The organism is Lentzea sp. NEAU-D7 (assembly GCF_026242055.1).
Lineage (GTDB): Bacteria > Actinomycetota > Actinomycetes > Mycobacteriales > Pseudonocardiaceae > Lentzea.
In genome coordinates, this window is record NZ_JAPJDL010000018.1 from 167,410 (window position 1) to 185,956 (window position 18,547).

Sequence of the window (18,547 nt, forward strand, 5' to 3'; positions counted from 1 at the left end):
GCCCTGTGCGCCAACGGTTCTGATGGGACAAATAATTTTGTATTGACAGTCATAGTTGCTCGTGTCACCTTGGAGGCAGACCCGGACACCGCCCCAGGGGGAGCGCCATGAGCATCGCGATCACCACAGGTCCTTTACGCGTCACCACCCGCGCCACCGATGTCGCCTCCCGCTGGCTCACCCGCCACAGCGTGGGGCTGCTGCGCCTGAGCCTCGGCCTCGTGTTCCTGGGCTTCGGCGCGCTGAAGTTCTTCCCCGGCATGAGCCCGGCGGAGCACATCGCCGGCACGACGGTGGAGATGCTGACGTTCGGCCTGGTGCCCGGTCGTGGCGCGGTGGTGCTCGTGGCGCTGGTGGAGACGTTCATCGGCCTGTCGCTGATCACCGGAAAGCTGCGCAGGACCGGGCTCGCCGTGCTCGGCGTGGCGCTGACGGGCATCCTCTCGCCCCTGGTCCTGATGCCCGGGCTCCTCTTCGAGCCCGACACGTTCACCCCCACGCTGACCGGTCAGTACGTGTTGAAGGACATCGTGCTGGTGGCAGCCGCCCTCGTCGTGGCCGGCAAGGCGCTCACCCCTCACAGCGCCGGCTGAGCCCGACAGCGGGGAGCCGTCGTCATCCCCCGGCGGCGGCTTCCCGTGTTTCCACACCCAGGTTCGTATATAAAGGCGAAGTTGTCCGATCATCCGGTGGGGAGCCGCACGTGAACGAGATCGAAGTCATCCGCGACGCGAGCACGGCACGCATCGCCCTCGACCCGATCCGCCTGCGGCTGCTGGCCGAGCTGGCCACCCCGGAGTCGGCCACCACCCTCGAGCCCCTGCTCGGCATCCCGCGCCAGAAGATCAACTACCACCTGCGGACGCTCGAGGAGCACGGCCTGATCCAGCTGGTCTCCGAACGCCGGGTCCGCAACACCACCGAGCGCTTCCTGCAGGCGTCCAGCTCGTACGTGATCTCCCCCGACGTCTTCGAGCAGGTCCAGCCCGACCCCCGGCACAGCCAGGACCACCGTTCGCTCGGCTGGCTGCTGGCCGTGACCGCCCAGCTGATGCGCGACCTGGGCGAGCTGCTGATCGGCTCGCGCCGGGCCGGCAGGAAGGTGGCGACGTTCGCCCTGGACGGCGAGATCCGCTTCGCCTCCGCCGCCGCGCGCACGCAGTTCGCCACCGAGCTCTCGGCGGCCGTGACGACGCTGGCGGCCAAGTACCACGACGAGAACGCACCCGGCGGCCGGCCGCACCGCATGGTCGTGGCCGTGCACCCGAGCGTCCGTCCGGGACGACGCCGCACCCTCCCGTCGGACTGACCGCCCCGGGTCAGGCGAACCGGTCGTCCAGCCACCGCTGCCAGCACGCGGAGACGTCCTCGCGCAGCGGCGGACTCCCGTACCGGTACTGGTACACGCTGACACCGCACAGCTCGACGCCCTCGGCGCTGAACCGGTGCAACCCGCGGTCCGACCGGACGCCGAGGTGCCGGCCGGGGTTGAGGAAGTCGACCACGCCCTCGACCGGCTCGCCCCGCGGCGCGGCGACCACGACCCGGTCTCCCACGGCCACACCCGCGGGCACGCGCAACGCCGCGAGCAGCCGGTCCCACTCACCGCCGGACGCCGACCGCGCCATGGCCATCGCGACCGACGCGGGCAGGCGCGCGAAACACCGCTGGGACACGACCAGGTTGTGCAGGAAGAGGTCCCAGCCCGCGTCCAGCGCGTCGTACTCCTGGTCCCAGACCTCGTCGTCGAGAAAGCCGTTCTGCACCAACCGGAACGCGGTGTGGCCACCTCCGGCGGCGGCGAGCAGGAACTCGTAGCAGTACACCGGGTCCTCCGGCTCGCCGAACCCCCCGTACACGAGCCGCTGGGGCGGTTCGGCGTCCAGCACGACGCCCTCCCGCACCCCGGCGGGCCCGAAGTCCGTGCGCACCAGGCCACCCGGTGTCGGGTCGATCGCGTGCGGCACGTACCAGGTGGCGAAGCCCGGACCGCTCGAGATCGCCTGCCACACCTGCTCCAACGGCGCCTCGACCTCCACCTCCTTGACGATCCGACGAGCCATGCGGCCTCCCCGCTAGTATGACTAATAGTCATACTAGCCTGAGTAGGCGGCCAGGGCGGACGCCAGCTCGGCGGGCACCTCGACGGGTGCCACGCCGTCCTCCGTCCGCCGCATGCACGCGACGGTCTGCCCGCCCCGCGCGACCACCGCCCCGCCGCGGCGGAACTCGAAGTCCATCACGATCCTGCTGCCCGCGGCGCCGGACAGGGACATCAGGACCTCGATCTCCTCCAGCGCGAAGCACTCCGCGAAGTAGTCCATCCGGCAGGACACGGTGACCATCGCCAGCTCCCCCGCGGTCAGGCGCCGCAGCACGCCGGGCGCGTGGTCGGCCAGGAAGTGCTCGCGGCAATGTCCCTGCCAGCGCAGGTAGTGCGCGAAGTAGACGTTGCCCACGAGGTTCGTCTCGTCCAGCGTCACCACGTGCCGGTGGACGTAGTGCTCAGGCATGGTCAGGCTCCTCACCGAACGCCAGCGCCACCGTCACGGGCCCGATGCCGGTCACCCGCCTGGCGACGACGACCCGGATCCCGCGGACGACCCCGGACATCAGGCCGTCCTCGGTGATCTCGTCGAACACCACGGGACCGGACGCGCCCAGCCGGGCGAGCGCGTGGCCCGCCGCGGTTCCGGGGTCCTCGTCCCCCGCCGACCAGTGCAGGCCGGCCGAGCGGTCGGCGACGAGCCCGTCGCCGTCGCTCCACAGCTCGATCCGGTGCGCCCAGCCGCACTCGACCATCCGGCGGCTGAGCCAGGGCCCGGTCTGGTCCCACGACAGCGGACCGGTGAGGTCGTTCTCCCCCACCGCCTTCAGCCGCAACCCGGTCCACCGCGCGACCGGCAGGCCGTCCGGTTGCACGAGGTCGACGTCGAACAGGAACTCGTCCACCGAATGCCACGTCTCGGTCGCGTGCACCAGGAGCATGCCCTTCGGCCTGCGCCAGACGTTGAACTCCTCCACCTCCACCGGCAGCGCCCGCTTGTGCGGCACGCACGGCAGCAACGCGTGGATGGTGGCGTCGTGCGCGCCCGGATCGCCCAGCAACAGCCGGGAGCCGTGGTACTCGGCAAACCAGGTGTCCTCACGCGCTTGCACCCAGGCCGTGACGGTGAACGCGGAGAGCAGGTCGTACCGCACCACCCGCCGGAACCGTCCACTGTGGAACAGCACTGATCCGTAGGCGTGGTGGGCAGGACCGGCGGGCACGGCGCCGACCGCTGCCCGGCGGGCGGGCGGTGGCGCCGACGGCACGAGGCTCGCGCTGAGGTGGTCGGTGCCGAAGCCGTCGCCGTCCTGGCGCACGACCAGGTCGACCTGGCGGTCGTGCCGTGCCAGCGCCGCCACGCGGATGACCCGGTCGGACCGCTCGCCCACGGTCACCGGCCGGTGCAGCCGGAGGTCCTGGAACGTCCACGACCCGCGCGGCCCGGTCGTGAGCGCGGTGGCCTGGGCCATCGCCTCGGCCCCGATCACCGCGGGCAGCACCAGCACCCCGGACACCCGGTGGTCGGAGAGATAGGGGTCGGTTCCCGTGTTGAGCGTCGCCTCGGCGATCGTCTCCACCCCGGGCACCCAGCTCCGCAGCTCCTCGGCGAACCGCAGCCCCGCGGGCGACGGCTGGTGTTCCGGTTCGACGCGCAACGTCGGCGACGACGGGAACCGGCCCGCGACGAGCAGCGTGACCGGCGCGCTCGGGTCGGTGAGCGCGTCGAGCATCGCCGTCACGCCCTGCTCCGGTTCGATGAGCGCGAGTCCGAGCCTGCTCAGTCGCGTGGTGACGCGCATCCGGTCGGCCATGCCGACGTCGGACCACGCCGACCACTCGAGCAGGTGCGTGCGGCAACGGGGGCTGCGCCTCGCCCACCGCTCCAGCTCGACGCGCATCCAGTCGTTCGCCACGCAGTACTCGGACTGCCCGGCGAGGCCCTGCCTGCCGATGATCGACCCGAAGGCGACCACCAGCCGCAGCTCCTCGCCCGGCACCACGTCCTCGACCGCCGAGAGCAACGCCCGCAGGCCGTCCACCTTCGGCGAGACCGTGGCGGCGAGGCCCTCCTCGCCCACCTCGGCGAGCCGGCGCGGCCGGTTGACCCCCGCGCCGTGCAGCAGGCCGCGCACCGGGCCGAACCGGGCGGCCTCGCGCACCGCCGCCCGCACGGCCGCCGGGTCGGTCAGGTCGCAGCTGAGGTAGTCGGCACCGAGCGCCGCCACCGCCTCGGCCACGTCCGGGTCGTCGGCGGGTCGCCTGCCCAGCACGACGAGCTGTGCACCCGTCTGCTCCGCGAGCGCGGCGGCGCAGCGCGCGGTGATGCCGGTGGCCCCGCCGCTCACCAGGCACACGTCTCCCGGTCCGAGCGGCAACGCCACCGATCCCGGCGAGCCGGCGTGCGGCCGTGTCACCAGCCTTTCGACCACTCCCCCGCGCACGCGGAGCTCCGCGTACCCGGAGGCCGGCGTGACGGAGGCCGCCCTGGTCACGGCCGGCGCGCTCTCCCCAGGCGGCACGTCCAGCACGGTCACGGGGCAGCCGGGGAGCTCGGCCGAGACCGCCCTGCCCACCGCCGCCGCGGCCGGGTGTCCGCTGTGCGTCACGAGCAACCGCCGCGGCGCGCTCCCGGCGATCTCGCGCAGCAGCCGCGCGATCTCCCCCGTGCCGGCGGTGCCGGGCAGTTCCACCACCAGCTCCGCCGGGTCGTGGGCGGCGGGACGCTCGAGCGAGGGCCCGAGGGGCGCCCAGTGGTGGCTGAACAGCCCTACCCAGGGGCGCACCCCGCCGAGCTCCGCCTGACCGTCGGGGCCGTCCTCCGGCAGCTCCCCCAGCCGCCGCGCCAAGCCGCCCACGGTGACGCCGTCGAGCGACTCGTCCAGCACCAGCTGCCGGCCGTGCCGCGCGGCGATCTCGCTGACCAGGCGCACCACCTGCAGCGAGTTGACGTGCAGGTCGGACAGCAACATCGTGTCGTCGGTGATCGCCGAGACCGGCAGCTCCAGCTCGTCGGCCAGGTACTCGCGGACGGCCGTGAGCAGGTCCGTGCCCGTCGCGACCGGTGAGGCCGGCACCTCGGGTACGTCCACCGTCGCCACCACCTGAGGCCGCACCCCGTTCTTGGGCAACGACTCGCACGGGTTGGCCAGGAACTCGAGCGGGGTGTCCAGGTCGACCAGCCGGTGCGCGCGGTCACCGAACCACGCCCGGGGCTTGGCCGTCGCGGAGGCGAAGAGGGCCGCCGAGGCGAACGCAGTGCGCCGGGCGGAACCGCCGCAGTCGAGGCTCACCGCGGGAACTCCCGCCGGTGCCGCCAGGGTGGCGAGCATCGTGCCGGGCCCCGCCTCCACCAGCAGGTCGCACCTCGCGGCGAGCTCGCGGACGGCTTCCAGGAACCGCACCGGCTCGGTCAGCTGCTCGACGAGCAACGCCGCGATGTCGTCGAACGGGCCGAGCCGCGTGCCGGTCACCGTGGAGAAGACGGGTTTGTCGGGCGCGGCCATCGGCACTTCGCCGAGGCACTCGCGCCACGGTCCGGCCACGGCCGACATGGCCGAGCTGTGGAAACCGTGCGACACCGGCAACTTCGCCACGCGGACGCCTGCCGCCGCCGCCCGCACGGCCACGACGTCGAGCGCCGCGCTCGGTCCCGCGAGCACCACGGCCTGCGGCCCGTTCTCGGCCGCCAGCACCGCCTCCGTGCTCTCCGCGAGGTCGAGCGCCACGTCCGCCGACGCCGCCACCGAGATCATCCCGGTGCCGCGGGCGCCGTGCTCCGCCATCAACCGGCCGCGGCGCGCGGCCAGGTCGAGGACCTGCTCCTCGGTCAGCACGCCCGCCCAGGCCAGTGCGGTCAGCTCACCGAGGCTGTGCCCGAGTGCCGCGACCGGGTGACACCCGAGGTGCCGCAGCCACGCCAGGCCGGCCAGGGACTGCCACACCACGGCGGGCTGGGCGATCGCGGTGTCCGCGGCGCCGTCCACCAGACCGTCCGGAGTGGACGGCGGGTGCGGCAGCAGGCGACCCGGCAGGCCGAGCGCGGCCCGCACGGGTGCGGCCTGTCCCGGCAGCAGGAGGCCGACACGGGCACCCGGACCACGTCCGACCACCACTCCCGCGGTCTCGTCGACCAGCAGGTTCGTGTCCCATCCCGGCAACCGCTTGCGCGCGGCGGTGGCGGCCGCGGCGAGCCCGGCGGGATCGGCGGCCACGAGCACGCAGCGCACAGCGGCGCGCGGGTCGTGCCGCGCCGTCAGCGTCGCCGCGAGGTCGTGCAGCTCGGCCTCGCTCATGGCCGTGCACCGTTCGCTCACCGCGCCGAGCCGCCCGTCGAGCTCGGCGAGGTCGCCCGCGGTGATGAGGAACGGCTCCCACTCGGGCAGCGGCGCCGACCAGTGGCGGGCGGAGTCCGGCAGGGTCGTGACGGGCTCCGGGGCCGCCGGCACCAGCCTGCGCGGCGCCCTCCTCGTCACTGCGGTGCGCACCCCGGCGTCGAGCACCACGTGGGTGTTGATGCCACCGAACCCCGCCGAGGACACGCCCGCGACCGGGTTGCGGTGCGTCCACGGCTCGGGCTCGCCGGGCAACCGCAGACCGGCCGACGGTCCGGCGAGCAGGGGGTGCGGTTCGCGCACCCCGGTCATCGGCGGGATCACGCGGTGCGACACGGCGAGTGCCGCCTTGATCAGTCCCGCGACACCGGCCGCCGCCTTGGTGTGACCGATGTTGGCCTTGACGCTGCCGAGCGCGGCGACGGGCGAGCCGAAGCCCCGCACCGACAGCAGCGCCTCGAGCTCGACCTGGTCCCCCACCGCGGTGCCCGTGCCGTGGCCCTCGACCAACCCGGCCGCCGCGGGCAGGAGGCCCGCCCGCGCGTAGGCCCGGCGCAACGCCCTCGTCTGCCCGCCGACGGCCGGTCGCGTGACGCCGCCGGCACCGTCGGAGGACATGCCCCAGCCGACGAGGTGCGCGTAGATCCGCAGTCCCCGCGCCTCGGCGTCCTCGGCGCGCATCAGCGCGACGATCCCGCAGCCCTCCCCCGGCAGGAACCCGGTGGGACTCGCGTCGTAGACCCGCATCTCACCGGACGCCAGCGCGCCCACCCGCGCGAACCCGATCAGCTCGAACGGGTCCAGCGAGAGGTCCACGCCGCCCGCGAGCGCGAACGAGAGCTCGCCGCGGGCCAGCGCCTCGCTCGCGGTGATCACCGCGAGCAGGCTCGACGAGCACGCACCGTCGACGGTGTAGCCGGCTCCGTGGAAGTCGAAGTGGTTGCACACCCGGCCGGCGATCGTGTTGCTGAGCCCGCCCGCGAGCATCTCGTCGTCGGGCGCGGGGAACGGTTCCTTCAGCACGCGTTCGGCCGTGGCGAGGACCCTGGCGGCGGTGTCGCCCGCGACTCCGGACTCCTCCAGTGCCGCACCTACGACGTGCCGCAGCGACGGCCAGCGCAGCCGCAGCAGCGAGGCGCGGCTGAACTCGCCCGCCAGCGAGTTGCCGATGAAGACGCCGGCTCGGTCGCGGTCGACGCCCTCGCCACCGGGGACACCGGCGTCGTCGAGGGCCGCACGCGCGGTGTCGAGAGCGAGCCAGTGCGTCGGGTCCACCGCGCGGTACAGCGCTCCGGGAACGCGGAACCCGGCCCGGTCGAACGACCAGTTGCGCAGCACGGCCGCCCGGCGCGCGACCGTCTTGTCCACTTCGGACGGTCCGCCGCCGTAGTCGGCCAGGTCCAGCCTCTCCGGCGGGATGGCGCGGAACGCGCGCCTGCGGCCGAGCACCGTCTGCCACAGCTCCTCGGGGGTCGAGGCGTCCGGGTACCGGCAGGCCATGCCGACGATGGCGATCCTGGGGGTGCTCACCGCCCATCAACGCCCGCGAGCGAGGCCCTTCCCGTCGCGCGCTCCGCCGAGGCCGAGCGCAGTTCCGCCACCAGCAGCACGGCTCCGCGCAGGATGCAGACGATCACCAGGGCGAAGAAGAAGCCGAACACCACTCCGCCGAGCACGAGCACGCCGTAGGTGAACGCGGTGGCCAGACCGAACAGCACCTGGTTCCGCTTGCCCTGGGGGGTGCTGCCGGGGTCGGTGATCATGTAGTTGGTGAAGATCACGAAGGCCAGCCCCGTCATCGGCAGCAGCGCCGCCAGCAGCGCGTGGTCGAAGATCGCCCACCTCAGCACCGCCTGGGCGGCGAACCCTCCGGCCCAGCCCAGGATCAGGGGCAGCCTGCCGGTCAGCTTGGCGTTGATCATCGTGCCCGCGCCGAGGATGGCCAGCGGCAGGATCCAGTCGATGGCACCGGTGGGCTCGTTGGTGAAGTGGTACGGCGGCGCGATGCCCACCCACGGAAACAGCACCAGCGTGAGCGCGATGCCCGCGTTGGAGGGGTTGAGGAAATGCCGTTTCCGCCCGCGCACGCGCAGCCGCAACACGTACTTGGTGCTGATTCCGGCGGTCACCGCGAAGATGTAGGGCCACAGCGACGTGTTGCCGTACAACAGCATCGCCACGGCGAGGCCGCCGATGTGGCTCGGCAGCAGGAAGTTGAGCAGTGCGAGCCAGCCGCCCGCGTAGCCGGGCGTGCGGCCGTGGGCGCGCGCGTCCACGGTCTCGAGCAGCAGGTCGACGGCGTAGGCCACGAGGACCGTCGTGATCGGGGTGATCGGCGACTGCTCGAAACCGAGGACCAGGTGACCGATGACGTTGAACGCCGTGATCGACATGGCGAAGCGGCGCAACGCCATGAGCCGCTTGTCCGGCGGCCGGGCCGCGAGCCGGTGGCTCGGCGACGGTCGGGTGGTGTCAGCGGGCGTCGTGGTCATCGCGAGGTCACCGTCCGGGGAGTGGGGCTGCAGGGAGGGAAGAGGAGGGCGGCGGCGGGATCAGATGGTCACCGTGGTGCCGTCGAAACGGGTGACCGAGAAGCGGTGCCTCTCGTTGAACCACGACTTCTGTTCACGGAGCAGCTCGATCGCCAGACTCTCGCCCAGCTTCGCCGACTGGACGAAGTCGGACCGCCAGTGAACCCCCGCCATGTTGCGGCCGACTCCGATGTTGGCGGCGAGCTTGTTCAGCTCACCGCCGACGGTCAGCCGGTCCGCGTCGGCGCCGGTGTACGGCACCAGTTCCGTGCCGCTGTCGTTGGCCTGCACGGGATCCGGCATGATCGCCGTCTCCTCGTGCCAGGCCTTCAGGATCGTCGCGCAGGCTCCCGCCGCGGTGGCGTGACCGGCGGCGTAGGACGGGTGCGTCGGCGATCCCTCGGGGAACGCCTGGGGCAGCAGGTAGGAACCGAACTTGCTGAACACCCGGTCCACCGCGTCCGAGTCGAGCACCTCGCGGTCGAGGAACCCGTACTCCCGCGTGCCCGTGATCCGGTTGTGCACCCTGGCGCAGAACGCCTCCGGCCGCAGCCGCCGGTGCACGTACCACTTCTGGAACCACGCCGCGCGCAGCGCCCGGTTCGCCACCTCGGTCACCAGCGACAGCAGGTGCGGGATGCCGAACGTGCTGAACCCGAGCTGCGTCTTCGAGTCGACGTACGGGTTTCCCGCGTCCGTCGGCACGTTGTCGTAGTGCATGATCAGCGCGGCGTTGATGAACGCCTGTGCCGGCGTGGGGCCCGCGTCGTAGTGCACCCAGTGCGTCAGGTCCCTCGGCGTGGCCAGGTACCGGCGGTTGGCCTGGTCGCGGTCAGACGCCGCCAGCGACCGGTTCCACCCGTTCTGCAGCCGCAGGTACGTCTCGAACGTGGTGGCGTAGTCGTGGTTGGGCCGCACCGTGTCCTGACGCTGCTCGGTCCGGTAGGTGCCGAACTGGACGGGCCGGTAGAAGAACTGGGAGATGTACGGACCCGCGTGGTCCCCCGGCGTGTCGCCGCGGAACACGAGGTCCGGCTCCACCCGGCCGTCCCGCTTGGCCGCGCGGTAGTCCGACAACCTGCTCAGGTCGTCGGCCGCCGCCGCGACCAGGCGGTCGTCCGCGAACCTGGTGAACGGAACGTCCCTGCACAGCGCCATCCAGTACAGCTCGGTCGCCTCCGCGGACAGCTCGGCCGAGTCCATCCTCGGCGCGGGCGGAATCGTCATCGCGTGGCTCGGAGGGCCGACGGCGTCGACCGCGAGCCCGGCCTGCGGGTTCGTCAGCGGCCGCCCCTCGGCGAGGGGGATGCGGTCGATCTCGTCGGGGTTCTCACTGAGAAGAGCCCTGAGGTACTGCCGGTAGACGACGGGGTCGACCTCGCCGAACTCGTTGTGCGACAACCCCTTGCTGTAGTTGCCGAGGTAGTTCGGGTAGAGGTTCTCCTCGCCGTTGCTCACGTGCATCACCGGCAGCGCGTCCGCGTCGGACTTGGTCGACCGATCGACAGGTGGACTCATGTTCTCGTCCTATCTGGCCGTTCGCGGCGAACGGTCCTAGTCGCGCGGAGCAGTGCCGCCGCCATCGGTCTGGCCGTCGACGACGACGCGGCCCAGGCCGTTCTCGATCACGACGCGGGCGCCGGGGATCACGCGGCCGTTGTCGTCGATCGGCTGGCCGCCCAGGTTCACGCGGAAGCGCGGGCCGGCCTCGGACATGTGCCAGTGGCGCCACTTCCAGCCGTCGGCCGTCTTCACCGCGAGCGCGCTGGAGTACAGCGGCTGGTGCTCCTTGTGGTCGGCGCGCGTGATGATGACGTCGCCCTCCTCGTTGACCAGGCCGAGCGTCGGCGTCGCGATGGCCTGCGTCGCGAAGATCGTCTTGACCTGGCTGTCGGTGCTCGCGGGGAACAGCGTCGACAGGTACGTCCGCATGTTCTCCCGGCCCGTGATCTTCAACGGGCGACCGTTCACCGCCACCAGCTCGTAGGTCGTGAACTCGTCGGCGATGGTGTTGAGAATGTAGTCGATGTCGCCTCGCGAATAGGCCACCTGCAAGTCGGCCAAGAATCCGCGAATCTCGAGCTCGGCGTTGGCGTCCGACTCGAAAACTTCACCCTCACCCGAACCGGCGGAGGAACCGAGGAGGCCTCGCGCGAATTCGCTCAGCTGCCTGCCGAAATCCTGGATCTCAGTCACAATCAACTCTCCGATCAATAGCGTCGCCAGCCGACCGACCGTAGCGACGGACTGCTCTTCCTCGGTGTCCGTTGTAGTCACCCGCAGAGTGCGATGACTTCTCCTCTGTTGCTCTGAAGTCATTCCAGCAGCCTCGCCGGACATGTCCATCTTCTGCCTTGCTGGATTTCGCGAACTTTCCCCGCAAGGGATGAGAAGGAGTCCGAGCTGATCAAACTTACTGTCCCAGTAGTCGGTCTGCGCGCATTCGACAATCGGGGAGAGACGATGGAAGAACACGTGAGCGGATACCTCCCACCCATGCGTTCTCACGGACCCGAGTTCCGGTTGCGCCGCCTGACCCAGGACCCCGCGGGCGCGGGCGACGGCGCGATCTCCCCCGACGGCACCCGTTTCGTGGCCTCGTCGCGGCGCGCGGGATCGCTGAACCTGTGGTTCTACGAGCTCGCGACCGACCAGTGGCACCAGGGCACGCGCGGCGCCGGCGACGACATCGAGGCGCAGTGGTCACCGGACTCCAGCTGCCTCGCCTTCACCTCGTCGCGGGGCGGTCACAAGGCGATCTGGCTGTACCGGGCCCGCGACGGCCGGATCAGCCAGCTCACCTACGCCGACCACGAGGAGGAGTACCCGCAGTGGTCCCCCGACGGCACGCAGATCGCGTACGCCGGCGGCCCGTGGGGACACCGGCACTTCTACGTCGTCCCCGCGAAGGGAGGCAGGCCCCGCGCGGTCACCAGGACTCCCGGCCGCGCGGGCGCCTGCTCCTACCTGCCCGACGGGCACGCTCTCGTCTGCCACTCCTACGACACCGGCGCCGGCGCGATCTCCGTGCTGCCGCTCGACGGTTCCCCGCCGGTCGAGGTCACCGACGGCAGCGTGTGGGACTACAAGCCGTCGGTGTCGAGCGCCCACCCCGTCGTGGCGTTCTCCCGCAGCTTCGAAGGCCGTTCGGTGATCTGGGTGCAGCGGCTCGACGGCAGCGGCACCGGCCGGGCGCTCGTCACGGAGGCCGCCGACGACCGGTGGCCCAACTGGACCGCCGACGGCCAGAACCTCTTCTTCCACCGGCTCGTGGACCGCGGTGTCGGCATCTGGGTGCTGGACCGCCGCACCGGAGGCGTGCACCAGCTCGTCGGCGCCGACGAGCAGCCCCGGTACGGATCGCTGAGCCCGGACGGCACCAGGCTCGTGTACGCGGCCGAGGACTCCGGGCGTTCTGTGGTGAAGATCCGCGACCTCGCCGGCGGGCCGCCCCGGCTGCTCCCGCTCGGTGAGGCGGCCTTCCCCGCCTGGTCTCCGGACGGCCGCTCGATCGCCCACCTGTCCCGGCACGCCGCGCGGCCGCGGTGGGAGATCGCGACCTACGACCTCGCCGAGGGCGTGAGTCGCGTGTGGACACGGGGAATGGACCGGCTCAAGGGGATGCACGGTCCGCTCGACTGGTCCCCGGACAGCACGAGGCTGGTCTTCAAGTCCGACACCGAGCCGTTCGAGGCCGACCTGTGCGTGCTGGACGTGCGCACGGGTGAGGTGCACAGGCTGACCGAGGACCCGTGGTGGGACGAGGCTCCGTCGTGGACCCCGGACGGGCGCGGCGTGGTGTTCATGTCGACCCGGGGTGGCGACTGGACGTGGGGCTTCTACCGCAAGGACCTGGACACCGGCGAGATCACGACGCTCGCGGGGCCCGACTACGTCGAGCGCAACAACCCGCACCTGCTGCCCGACGGCACCCTGCTGTGCTCGCTCGTGGCGTCGGGAGCCGAGGAGCTGCACGAGCAGCAGCCCGACGGCCTGGGCCGCGTGCTCTCCGCCGCCGGCCCCTCGGTCCGCTACCCGGTGCCGTCGCGGGACGGCTCCCTGGTGGTGTTCACCCGCACGTACCGCACCGTCGAGTACTGGCTCGCCGAGAACGTGTGGGCTCCCGGCTCACCGATCGCCGACCTGGCAGGCGACTTCGACCGTCCACTCGAGACTGAACCCGGTCCCGCCCCCTGGAGCATGGGGCCGGTGCGCAGCCCGGTCGACACCCGGCGCAGATGACGCATGTGAAGCCCACCCGGTCGGGTGGCCCGCACCCTGTCCCGCTCACACGCACGAGGAGATCTCGCATGCACGGCAACTCCACCGACCCCGGCAGGCTCTCCGCCTCCCTGCCGGCCCAGAACAAGATCTACGACACCGCCGCGGGCGCGCTGTGGCACCTCGCGGTGTACGAACCGGTGCACGAGGGCCGGGAGTTCACCAACATGGCGGGCGCCGCGCTGCTCGACAGCATCGGCACCGAGTTCGGTCTCGGCGCCGGCCACAACGTGCTGGAGCTCTGCTCCGGCACCGGTGAGGTGTGCCGCTACCTGGCCGGCCGCTTCGACTGCCAGATCACCGGGATCGAGCTGAACCCGTCCCAGCTGGACCACGCCAGGCTCAAGCACCGGCAGCTGCCGACCAGCGTCCAGAAGCGGGTCCGCTACCTGCGCGGTGACGTCAACACGTGGATGCCCGACCGGGCCTACGACCTCGTCGTCGCCGTCGACTCGCTGGCGTTGATGAACGACCCGGGCGACGCGCTCGCCGTCGCGCACGCCGCGTTGCGTCCCGGCGGCCACCTGGTCTTCGCCGACATCCTGACCGGCCGCGAGCTGAGCGACCGGGTGCGCGGCACGGCCTGGGAGTACGACGGCATCCGGCCGCTGCCCCAGCCCGCCGACACCGCGGAGTTGTTGAGCCACCTGGGTTTCGTCGACATCGTCCACACCGACATCTCGGCGGCGGCCGTCGACTGCTTCCGGATCATCTCCGGCGCGCTGACGGTGCGGCAGCGCGCGATCCAGGACGTCTGCACGGCCGAGGAGTACCAGCACTGGTGCGAGTCGACGGAGTTCTACCTCGACAGCTTCGTCCGCCGGGAACTGTCCTACGGGCGGTTCACGGCACGCCGCCCGGCACAGGACGACTCGTGATCGCGTTCCTGCGCCGCGAACCCGTGCTGTTGCAGGCCGCGTTCCTGGCGCTCGTGAACCTCGTCGTCGCGTTCGGGCTCGTCGAGCTCACCGCCGAGCAGACCGGTGCGCTGGTCGGGATGCTCGCCGCCCTGCTCGGGTTGTGGGCGCGGCGGCTGGTCACGCCGGTCTCGAAACTGGAGGAGAAACCGTGAGCGCGCGGGTGCTGCCACCGTTGCCGTCCGGGCTGGTGGACTTCGAGAGCCGCGGCTTCCGCACCGATGACACGGCGGCGAGAGCGCTGCTGGAACGCCGCGCCGGCGCGTTCCTCACCGGCTACAACACCCTGCGGCGGCACGGCGTCGACGAGCTCCCGTTCCGCCTCGACCCGCTGCCGCTCGACGACCAGGGGTTCGCCTACGAGGGCGCCGCGTTCGCCGCCACCGCACACGACATGCTGCTGGGCCGCAAGCGGAACTCGACGCTGGACGACCTGTTCGCCCTCGCCGGTGACCGGTATCCGCACCTCATGCACGTCGGCGCCGGCTGGGTCGGTCTGGTCGCCCCGCCGTCGGCGGTGCTCCGGCGCGCGAAGCTCGACCCGTTGCTGCGCTGGCTCACCCTGGACGGTGCGGGGTTCTCCAGGGCCTTCCTGCGGGGCAGGAGGTGGAACGAGCGGTTCCGCCGCGCCGCCTGGTCCCCCGCCCCCTCGCACACCGTGCTGCACCAGGGGGTCGGCCGGGCCATGTGGTTCATGGAGTGCGCCGACCCCGCCGCGATCCGGCGGCGGATCGCGGCGTTCCCGCCACAGGCGCACGCCGAGCTCTGGTCGGGTGTCGGCCTGGCCGTCTGCTACGCGGGCGGGGCCGGCCACACCGCGCTCGACGACCTCACGTCGCTGACCGGGCCGGACCGGGTGGCCCTCGCCCAGGGAGCGGCCTTCGCGGCGGGGGCGAGGAGCGCCTCGGGGCACGTGCCCGAGCACACCGCCGTCGGGGTGCGCGAGCTGGCGGGCGTGCCGGTCGACGAGGCCGTCGAGTGGACGGTGGCCGCGGCGCACGTGGTGTCCGCGGACGAGCCCGACATCGCGGCGTACCGCCAGTGGCAGCACCTCATCCGCGAACGAGCGGCCCGGCACGTCTGACCAACTCACCTCGGAGACAACGCCATGACCTCACCCACGGTCCCCAAGTCACGAGCCGCCGGTCTGCTGCCGGCGGCGGTCGCGGTCGTGCTGATCGCCGCCACCGGTTTCGCCACGGCCCGGCCGGTGCTCCCGGACGCCGAGGCGGCGAGCCTCGCCTCCCGGTACGGGTTCACCGTCAAGGCCCTGAACCAGTCCCCGCCAGGAGCGCGCGGCCTGCGCGAGGTCGGCCCGGACGTCGAGCACATCAAATCGTGGATCTCCGCCGTCGGCGCCGCGGTCGCGGTGACGGACCACGACGGCAACGGCCGATCCGACGACGTCTGCCTGGTCGACCCGCGCGACGACTCGGTGCGGCTCTTCCCCGCGCCGGGCACCGGTGCGCGGTTCGCACCGCGGGTCCTCGTCCCCGACCGCGACTACGACGCCACGATGGCACCCATGGGCTGCGTGCCGGTCGACCTGGACGTGGACGGGGACACCGACTACGTCGTCCACTACTGGGGCCGCTCCCCCGTGCAGTTCCTCAACACCGGCACCGGGTTCCGCGTCGTGGAGCTGGTCGAGCCGCGGCAGGTGTGGAACTCCACGACGCTCAACGTCGGTGACGTCGACGGTGACGGGAACCTGGACCTGCTGGTGGCGAACTACTTCCCGGACAACGCCAAGGTGCTCGACCCGGCAGCGGGCCCGGACGAGCGGATGCGGATGCAGGACAGCATGGCGCGCGCCCTCAACGGCGGCACGAACCGGTTGCTGCTGTCCCGGCCGCGGGGCGCCGACCAGGCACCCGCGTGGACGGACGTGAGCGCGGCGCTGCCGCCGGAGGCCGCCCAGGCGTGGACGCTGGCCATCGGCCTGCAGGACCTCACCGGCGACCACCTGCCGGAGATCTACCAGGCCGAGGACTTCGGCCCCGACCACCTGATGGTCAACCTGTCGACGCCGGGGAACGTGCGGTTGCGCACGGTGAGGGGCGCGCGTGATCTCACCTCGCCCCGGTCGACGGTCCTCGGGCAGGACTCGTTCAAGGGCATGGGCGTCACCTTCACCTATCCGGACGGCGCCGAGATGCCAACGATGGTGGTCAGCAACATCACCGCCGAATGGGGTCTGCAGGAGAGCAACTTCGCGTTCACGCCGACCGGTCCCGGCTCGGACCTGCTTTCGGGTGATGTTCCGTTCATCGATCGCAGCGAAGAACTGGGGCTCGCCCGCAGCGGCTGGGGGTGGGACATCAAAGCCGCCGACTTCGACGGCGACGGAACCGACGAGATAATGCAGGCGACCGGGTTCCTGAAAGGTGAGAAATGGCACTGGGCACTGCTGCAGGAACTGGCACTCGGAAATGACCAGCTGCTCCAGTACCCGTCCGCCTGGCCCCGTTTCGGCCCCGAGTCCAATCTCTCCGGAGACGACCACAACCCATTTTGGGCCCGAACGGAGTCCGGTCGCTACGCCGACATGGCGAAACATCTTCACCTTGACGAGTCTGGCAACTCCCGCGGGATAGCGATCGGCGACGTGAACGCCGACGGCCGGCCGGACGCCCTCGTCGCCAATCAGTGGCAGGACTCCCGGCTGTTGCTCAACACGTCCACCGCGGAACCCCGCCAGACCGTGCTGAGCCTGCGCCGGCCCGGCGCCGGGACTTCGACCACCGCGGCGATTGGCGCGCAGGTCGTCGCACAGATCGACAACCGGCCCGCACAACGTGCTCAGCTTTATCCGGCGAATGGGCACACGGGTGTCTCGTCCACCGAGCTCTTCTTCGCGACGGGTTCTAACGAACACGCCGAATACACGATCCGCTGGCGGACTTCGTCAGGTCCGCGAACCGAACGGATCGTGCTTCCCTCCGGCAGCCATTCGCTATTGCTGGGCGACGACGGAAAGATCACCGTAGTGTAGTCAATTCAAGGGGCAACCCCCAAAGGAACCAGCGAAACTGCCCAGAGCGTCACTCCGACGGCGCATCTGGGCTTTTTCGTTGCTACGTTGGGTCAGATCGATCATTCCACTCTCGCCCAGAAAGACCAGAACGACCGTGCGTGACATATCATTCCACCTGAGGGCGAACGAGTGTCGCGCAATTGACTGAGCATGAAGCAGTACCGACCGAACGGGCGAGCAGCCCTTACTTCTCGATCACCACAATCCCGACAAATAGCAAGATCGCGACTACCCTCCGCGCGGTCACAGACGGTTAGCTCAGGTTGACAAACAAAGAAGAGGGCCAACCGTCGTACGGTATCTGTTCCGTCCCGTTCGCATAGCCGAGACTCTCGCTCCGCTGCCGGTGCTCCTGACCCAGCAGCCCTCGCGCAGGACAGGTACCGCACATTCGCCGCGGGTGGGGCCATCCGCGTCGGGGGTTTTGTTCGGGGCTCTGACCAAGGGGTAGGAGACTCACCTTGAAAGGCCATTCATCAATCCAATGGCGAACAGAGGCGAACTGCCTCAAGTGCGACAAGATCGGGCTGTGCTCCACCGTCGGCCGATGTCTGGCCGAGAGCACCGGAGCCGCCCGGATAACGTCGGTCGCCAAGGCGGTCGACTACATGATCGAACATCTGCCGGAACCAATTCAGCTGAGCGACGTGGCACGAGCGGGCACGTTGAGCCCATTTCACTTCCACCGCGTTTTCCGAGACGTCACCACGACGACGCCGGCCAGGTTCCTGACCTCGCTCAGAATGGCGGAGGCCCGTCGTCTGCTGCTGGTCACGCAGAAGACCGTGACCGACGTGTGCACCTCGATCGGCTATTCCAGCCTCGGGACCTTCATCAGCCAGTTCGGCAAGCTGACCGGGCTGTCGCCGCGCAGGTTCCGGTGCGTCGTCGAGCAGCTGGGGCACATTCCGGTCGAGGAGCTCGTCGAGGCGGGCCCGGAGCTGGCGGCGGCCTCCGGACCCATCGGCGCCGTAACCGGCCTGCACGGTGAGGCCTGCAACGCGTTGCTCGGGCTCTTCCGGCTGAACCGGCCGCAGGAGCTGCCGACGATGTTCCACGTCATCGCGACGAACCGGCTGGTCGCCCTTCCCCCGGTGGCGGACGGGGACTACGAGCCGATCGCGCTCGCGGCCTTACCGAACGCCACGGTGCGTGACGTTCTGGCGACCCCGATCGGCGTGCTCGGCCGGATCGGGTTCGGCTACTCGCCCGTGACCGTCGCCGGCGGCCGGTGCCGCCACCCGTTCCAGGTCGCGTTGCGCAGGCAACGCCGTTTCGACCCGCCGATCGAGTTCACCCGGCCGCTGCTGTCGCTCGCACGCCGGCGCGTTCTGCGCATCTCCCACTCCACTCCCGCCATCGGGTGACCTGACCCCGCAGCGGACTTCCGAGCTGAAAAA

At 71.1% G+C, this 18,547-nt stretch carries 14 protein-coding genes; 8 read left to right on the forward strand and 6 right to left on the reverse strand.

Features of this window, described 5'->3' with window-relative positions; all coding sequences use genetic code 11:
* Window positions 1-107: 107 nt before the first annotated feature.
* Both ORI60_RS31430 and ORI60_RS31435 read left to right on the forward strand, forming a co-directional pair.
* Window positions 108-593: a DoxX family protein gene (locus ORI60_RS31430; protein WP_266041625.1), complete on the forward strand. Its 486-nt coding sequence runs from the start codon at window positions 108-110 to the stop codon at window positions 591-593.
* A gap of 110 nt (window positions 594-703) precedes the next feature.
* A complete protein-coding gene (locus tag ORI60_RS31435) occupies window positions 704-1,309 on the forward strand; it encodes a winged helix-turn-helix domain-containing protein (protein WP_266041626.1) in 606 nt (201 codons plus the stop codon).
* Window positions 1,310-1,319: 10 nt separating this feature from the next.
* Here the strand turns inward: ORI60_RS31435 and ORI60_RS31440 are convergent, their stop codons facing one another.
* Genes ORI60_RS31440 through ORI60_RS31465 form a run of 6 tightly spaced genes read right to left on the reverse strand, consistent with a single transcriptional unit; the run spans window position 1,320 to window position 11,189 of the window.
* Window positions 1,320-2,063 carry an SRPBCC family protein gene (locus tag ORI60_RS31440; protein ID WP_266041627.1) on the reverse strand — a complete coding sequence of 248 codons (744 nt, stop codon included), beginning with the start codon at window positions 2,061-2,063 and terminating at the stop codon, window positions 1,320-1,322.
* 33 nt (window positions 2,064-2,096) lie between these two features.
* Window positions 2,097-2,513, reverse strand: coding sequence for an acyl-CoA thioesterase (locus ORI60_RS31445; protein ID WP_266041628.1), 417 nt, complete (start codon window positions 2,511-2,513; stop codon window positions 2,097-2,099).
* On the reverse strand, window positions 2,506-7,911 hold the full coding sequence (locus ORI60_RS31450) for a type I polyketide synthase (protein ID WP_266041629.1): 5,406 nt from the start codon (window positions 7,909-7,911) through the stop codon (window positions 2,506-2,508). Before ORI60_RS31450 ends, ORI60_RS31445 begins: the two co-directional genes overlap by 8 nt.
* Window positions 7,908-8,873: an enediyne biosynthesis protein UnbU gene (locus tag ORI60_RS31455; RefSeq protein ID WP_266041630.1), complete on the reverse strand. Its 966-nt coding sequence runs from the start codon at window positions 8,871-8,873 to the stop codon at window positions 7,908-7,910. The genes ORI60_RS31450 and ORI60_RS31455 overlap by 4 nt, the downstream gene beginning before the upstream one ends.
* A 60-nt stretch (window positions 8,874-8,933) precedes the next feature.
* A complete protein-coding gene (locus ORI60_RS31460; protein WP_266041631.1) occupies window positions 8,934-10,430 on the reverse strand; it encodes a vanadium-dependent haloperoxidase in 1,497 nt (498 codons plus the stop codon).
* A 36-nt stretch (window positions 10,431-10,466) separates the two neighbouring features.
* Window positions 10,467-11,189 (reverse strand): nuclear transport factor 2 family protein, encoded by a 723-nt coding sequence (locus ORI60_RS31465; RefSeq protein WP_266041632.1) that lies wholly within the window; start codon window positions 11,187-11,189, stop codon window positions 10,467-10,469.
* A gap of 219 nt (window positions 11,190-11,408) precedes the next feature.
* Between ORI60_RS31465 and ORI60_RS31470 the strand changes: the two genes are divergently transcribed.
* From ORI60_RS31470 to ORI60_RS31495, 6 genes are all read left to right on the forward strand, one after another.
* Window positions 11,409-13,154 (forward strand): hypothetical protein, encoded by a 1,746-nt coding sequence (locus ORI60_RS31470; RefSeq protein ID WP_266041633.1) that lies wholly within the window; start codon window positions 11,409-11,411, stop codon window positions 13,152-13,154.
* 68 nt (window positions 13,155-13,222) lie between these two features.
* The gene (locus ORI60_RS31475) at window positions 13,223-14,071 is read left to right on the forward strand and encodes a class I SAM-dependent methyltransferase (RefSeq protein ID WP_266041634.1); all 849 of its coding nucleotides are present in this window, start codon (window positions 13,223-13,225) and stop codon (window positions 14,069-14,071) included.
* A complete protein-coding gene (locus tag ORI60_RS31480; protein ID WP_266041635.1) occupies window positions 14,068-14,265 on the forward strand; it encodes a hypothetical protein in 198 nt (65 codons plus the stop codon). The genes ORI60_RS31475 and ORI60_RS31480 overlap by 4 nt, the downstream gene beginning before the upstream one ends.
* Window positions 14,262-15,194, forward strand: coding sequence for a DUF1702 family protein (locus ORI60_RS31485; RefSeq protein WP_266041636.1), 933 nt, complete (start codon window positions 14,262-14,264; stop codon window positions 15,192-15,194). The genes ORI60_RS31480 and ORI60_RS31485 overlap by 4 nt, the downstream gene beginning before the upstream one ends.
* Before the next feature lie 24 nt (window positions 15,195-15,218).
* Window positions 15,219-17,105 (forward strand): FG-GAP repeat domain-containing protein, encoded by a 1,887-nt coding sequence (locus tag ORI60_RS31490; RefSeq protein ID WP_266041637.1) that lies wholly within the window; start codon window positions 15,219-15,221, stop codon window positions 17,103-17,105.
* Between the two features lie 650 nt (window positions 17,106-17,755).
* Window positions 17,756-18,514 carry a helix-turn-helix transcriptional regulator gene (locus ORI60_RS31495; protein WP_266041638.1) on the forward strand — a complete coding sequence of 253 codons (759 nt, stop codon included), beginning with the start codon at window positions 17,756-17,758 and terminating at the stop codon, window positions 18,512-18,514.
* Window positions 18,515-18,547: the final 33 nt, after the last annotated feature.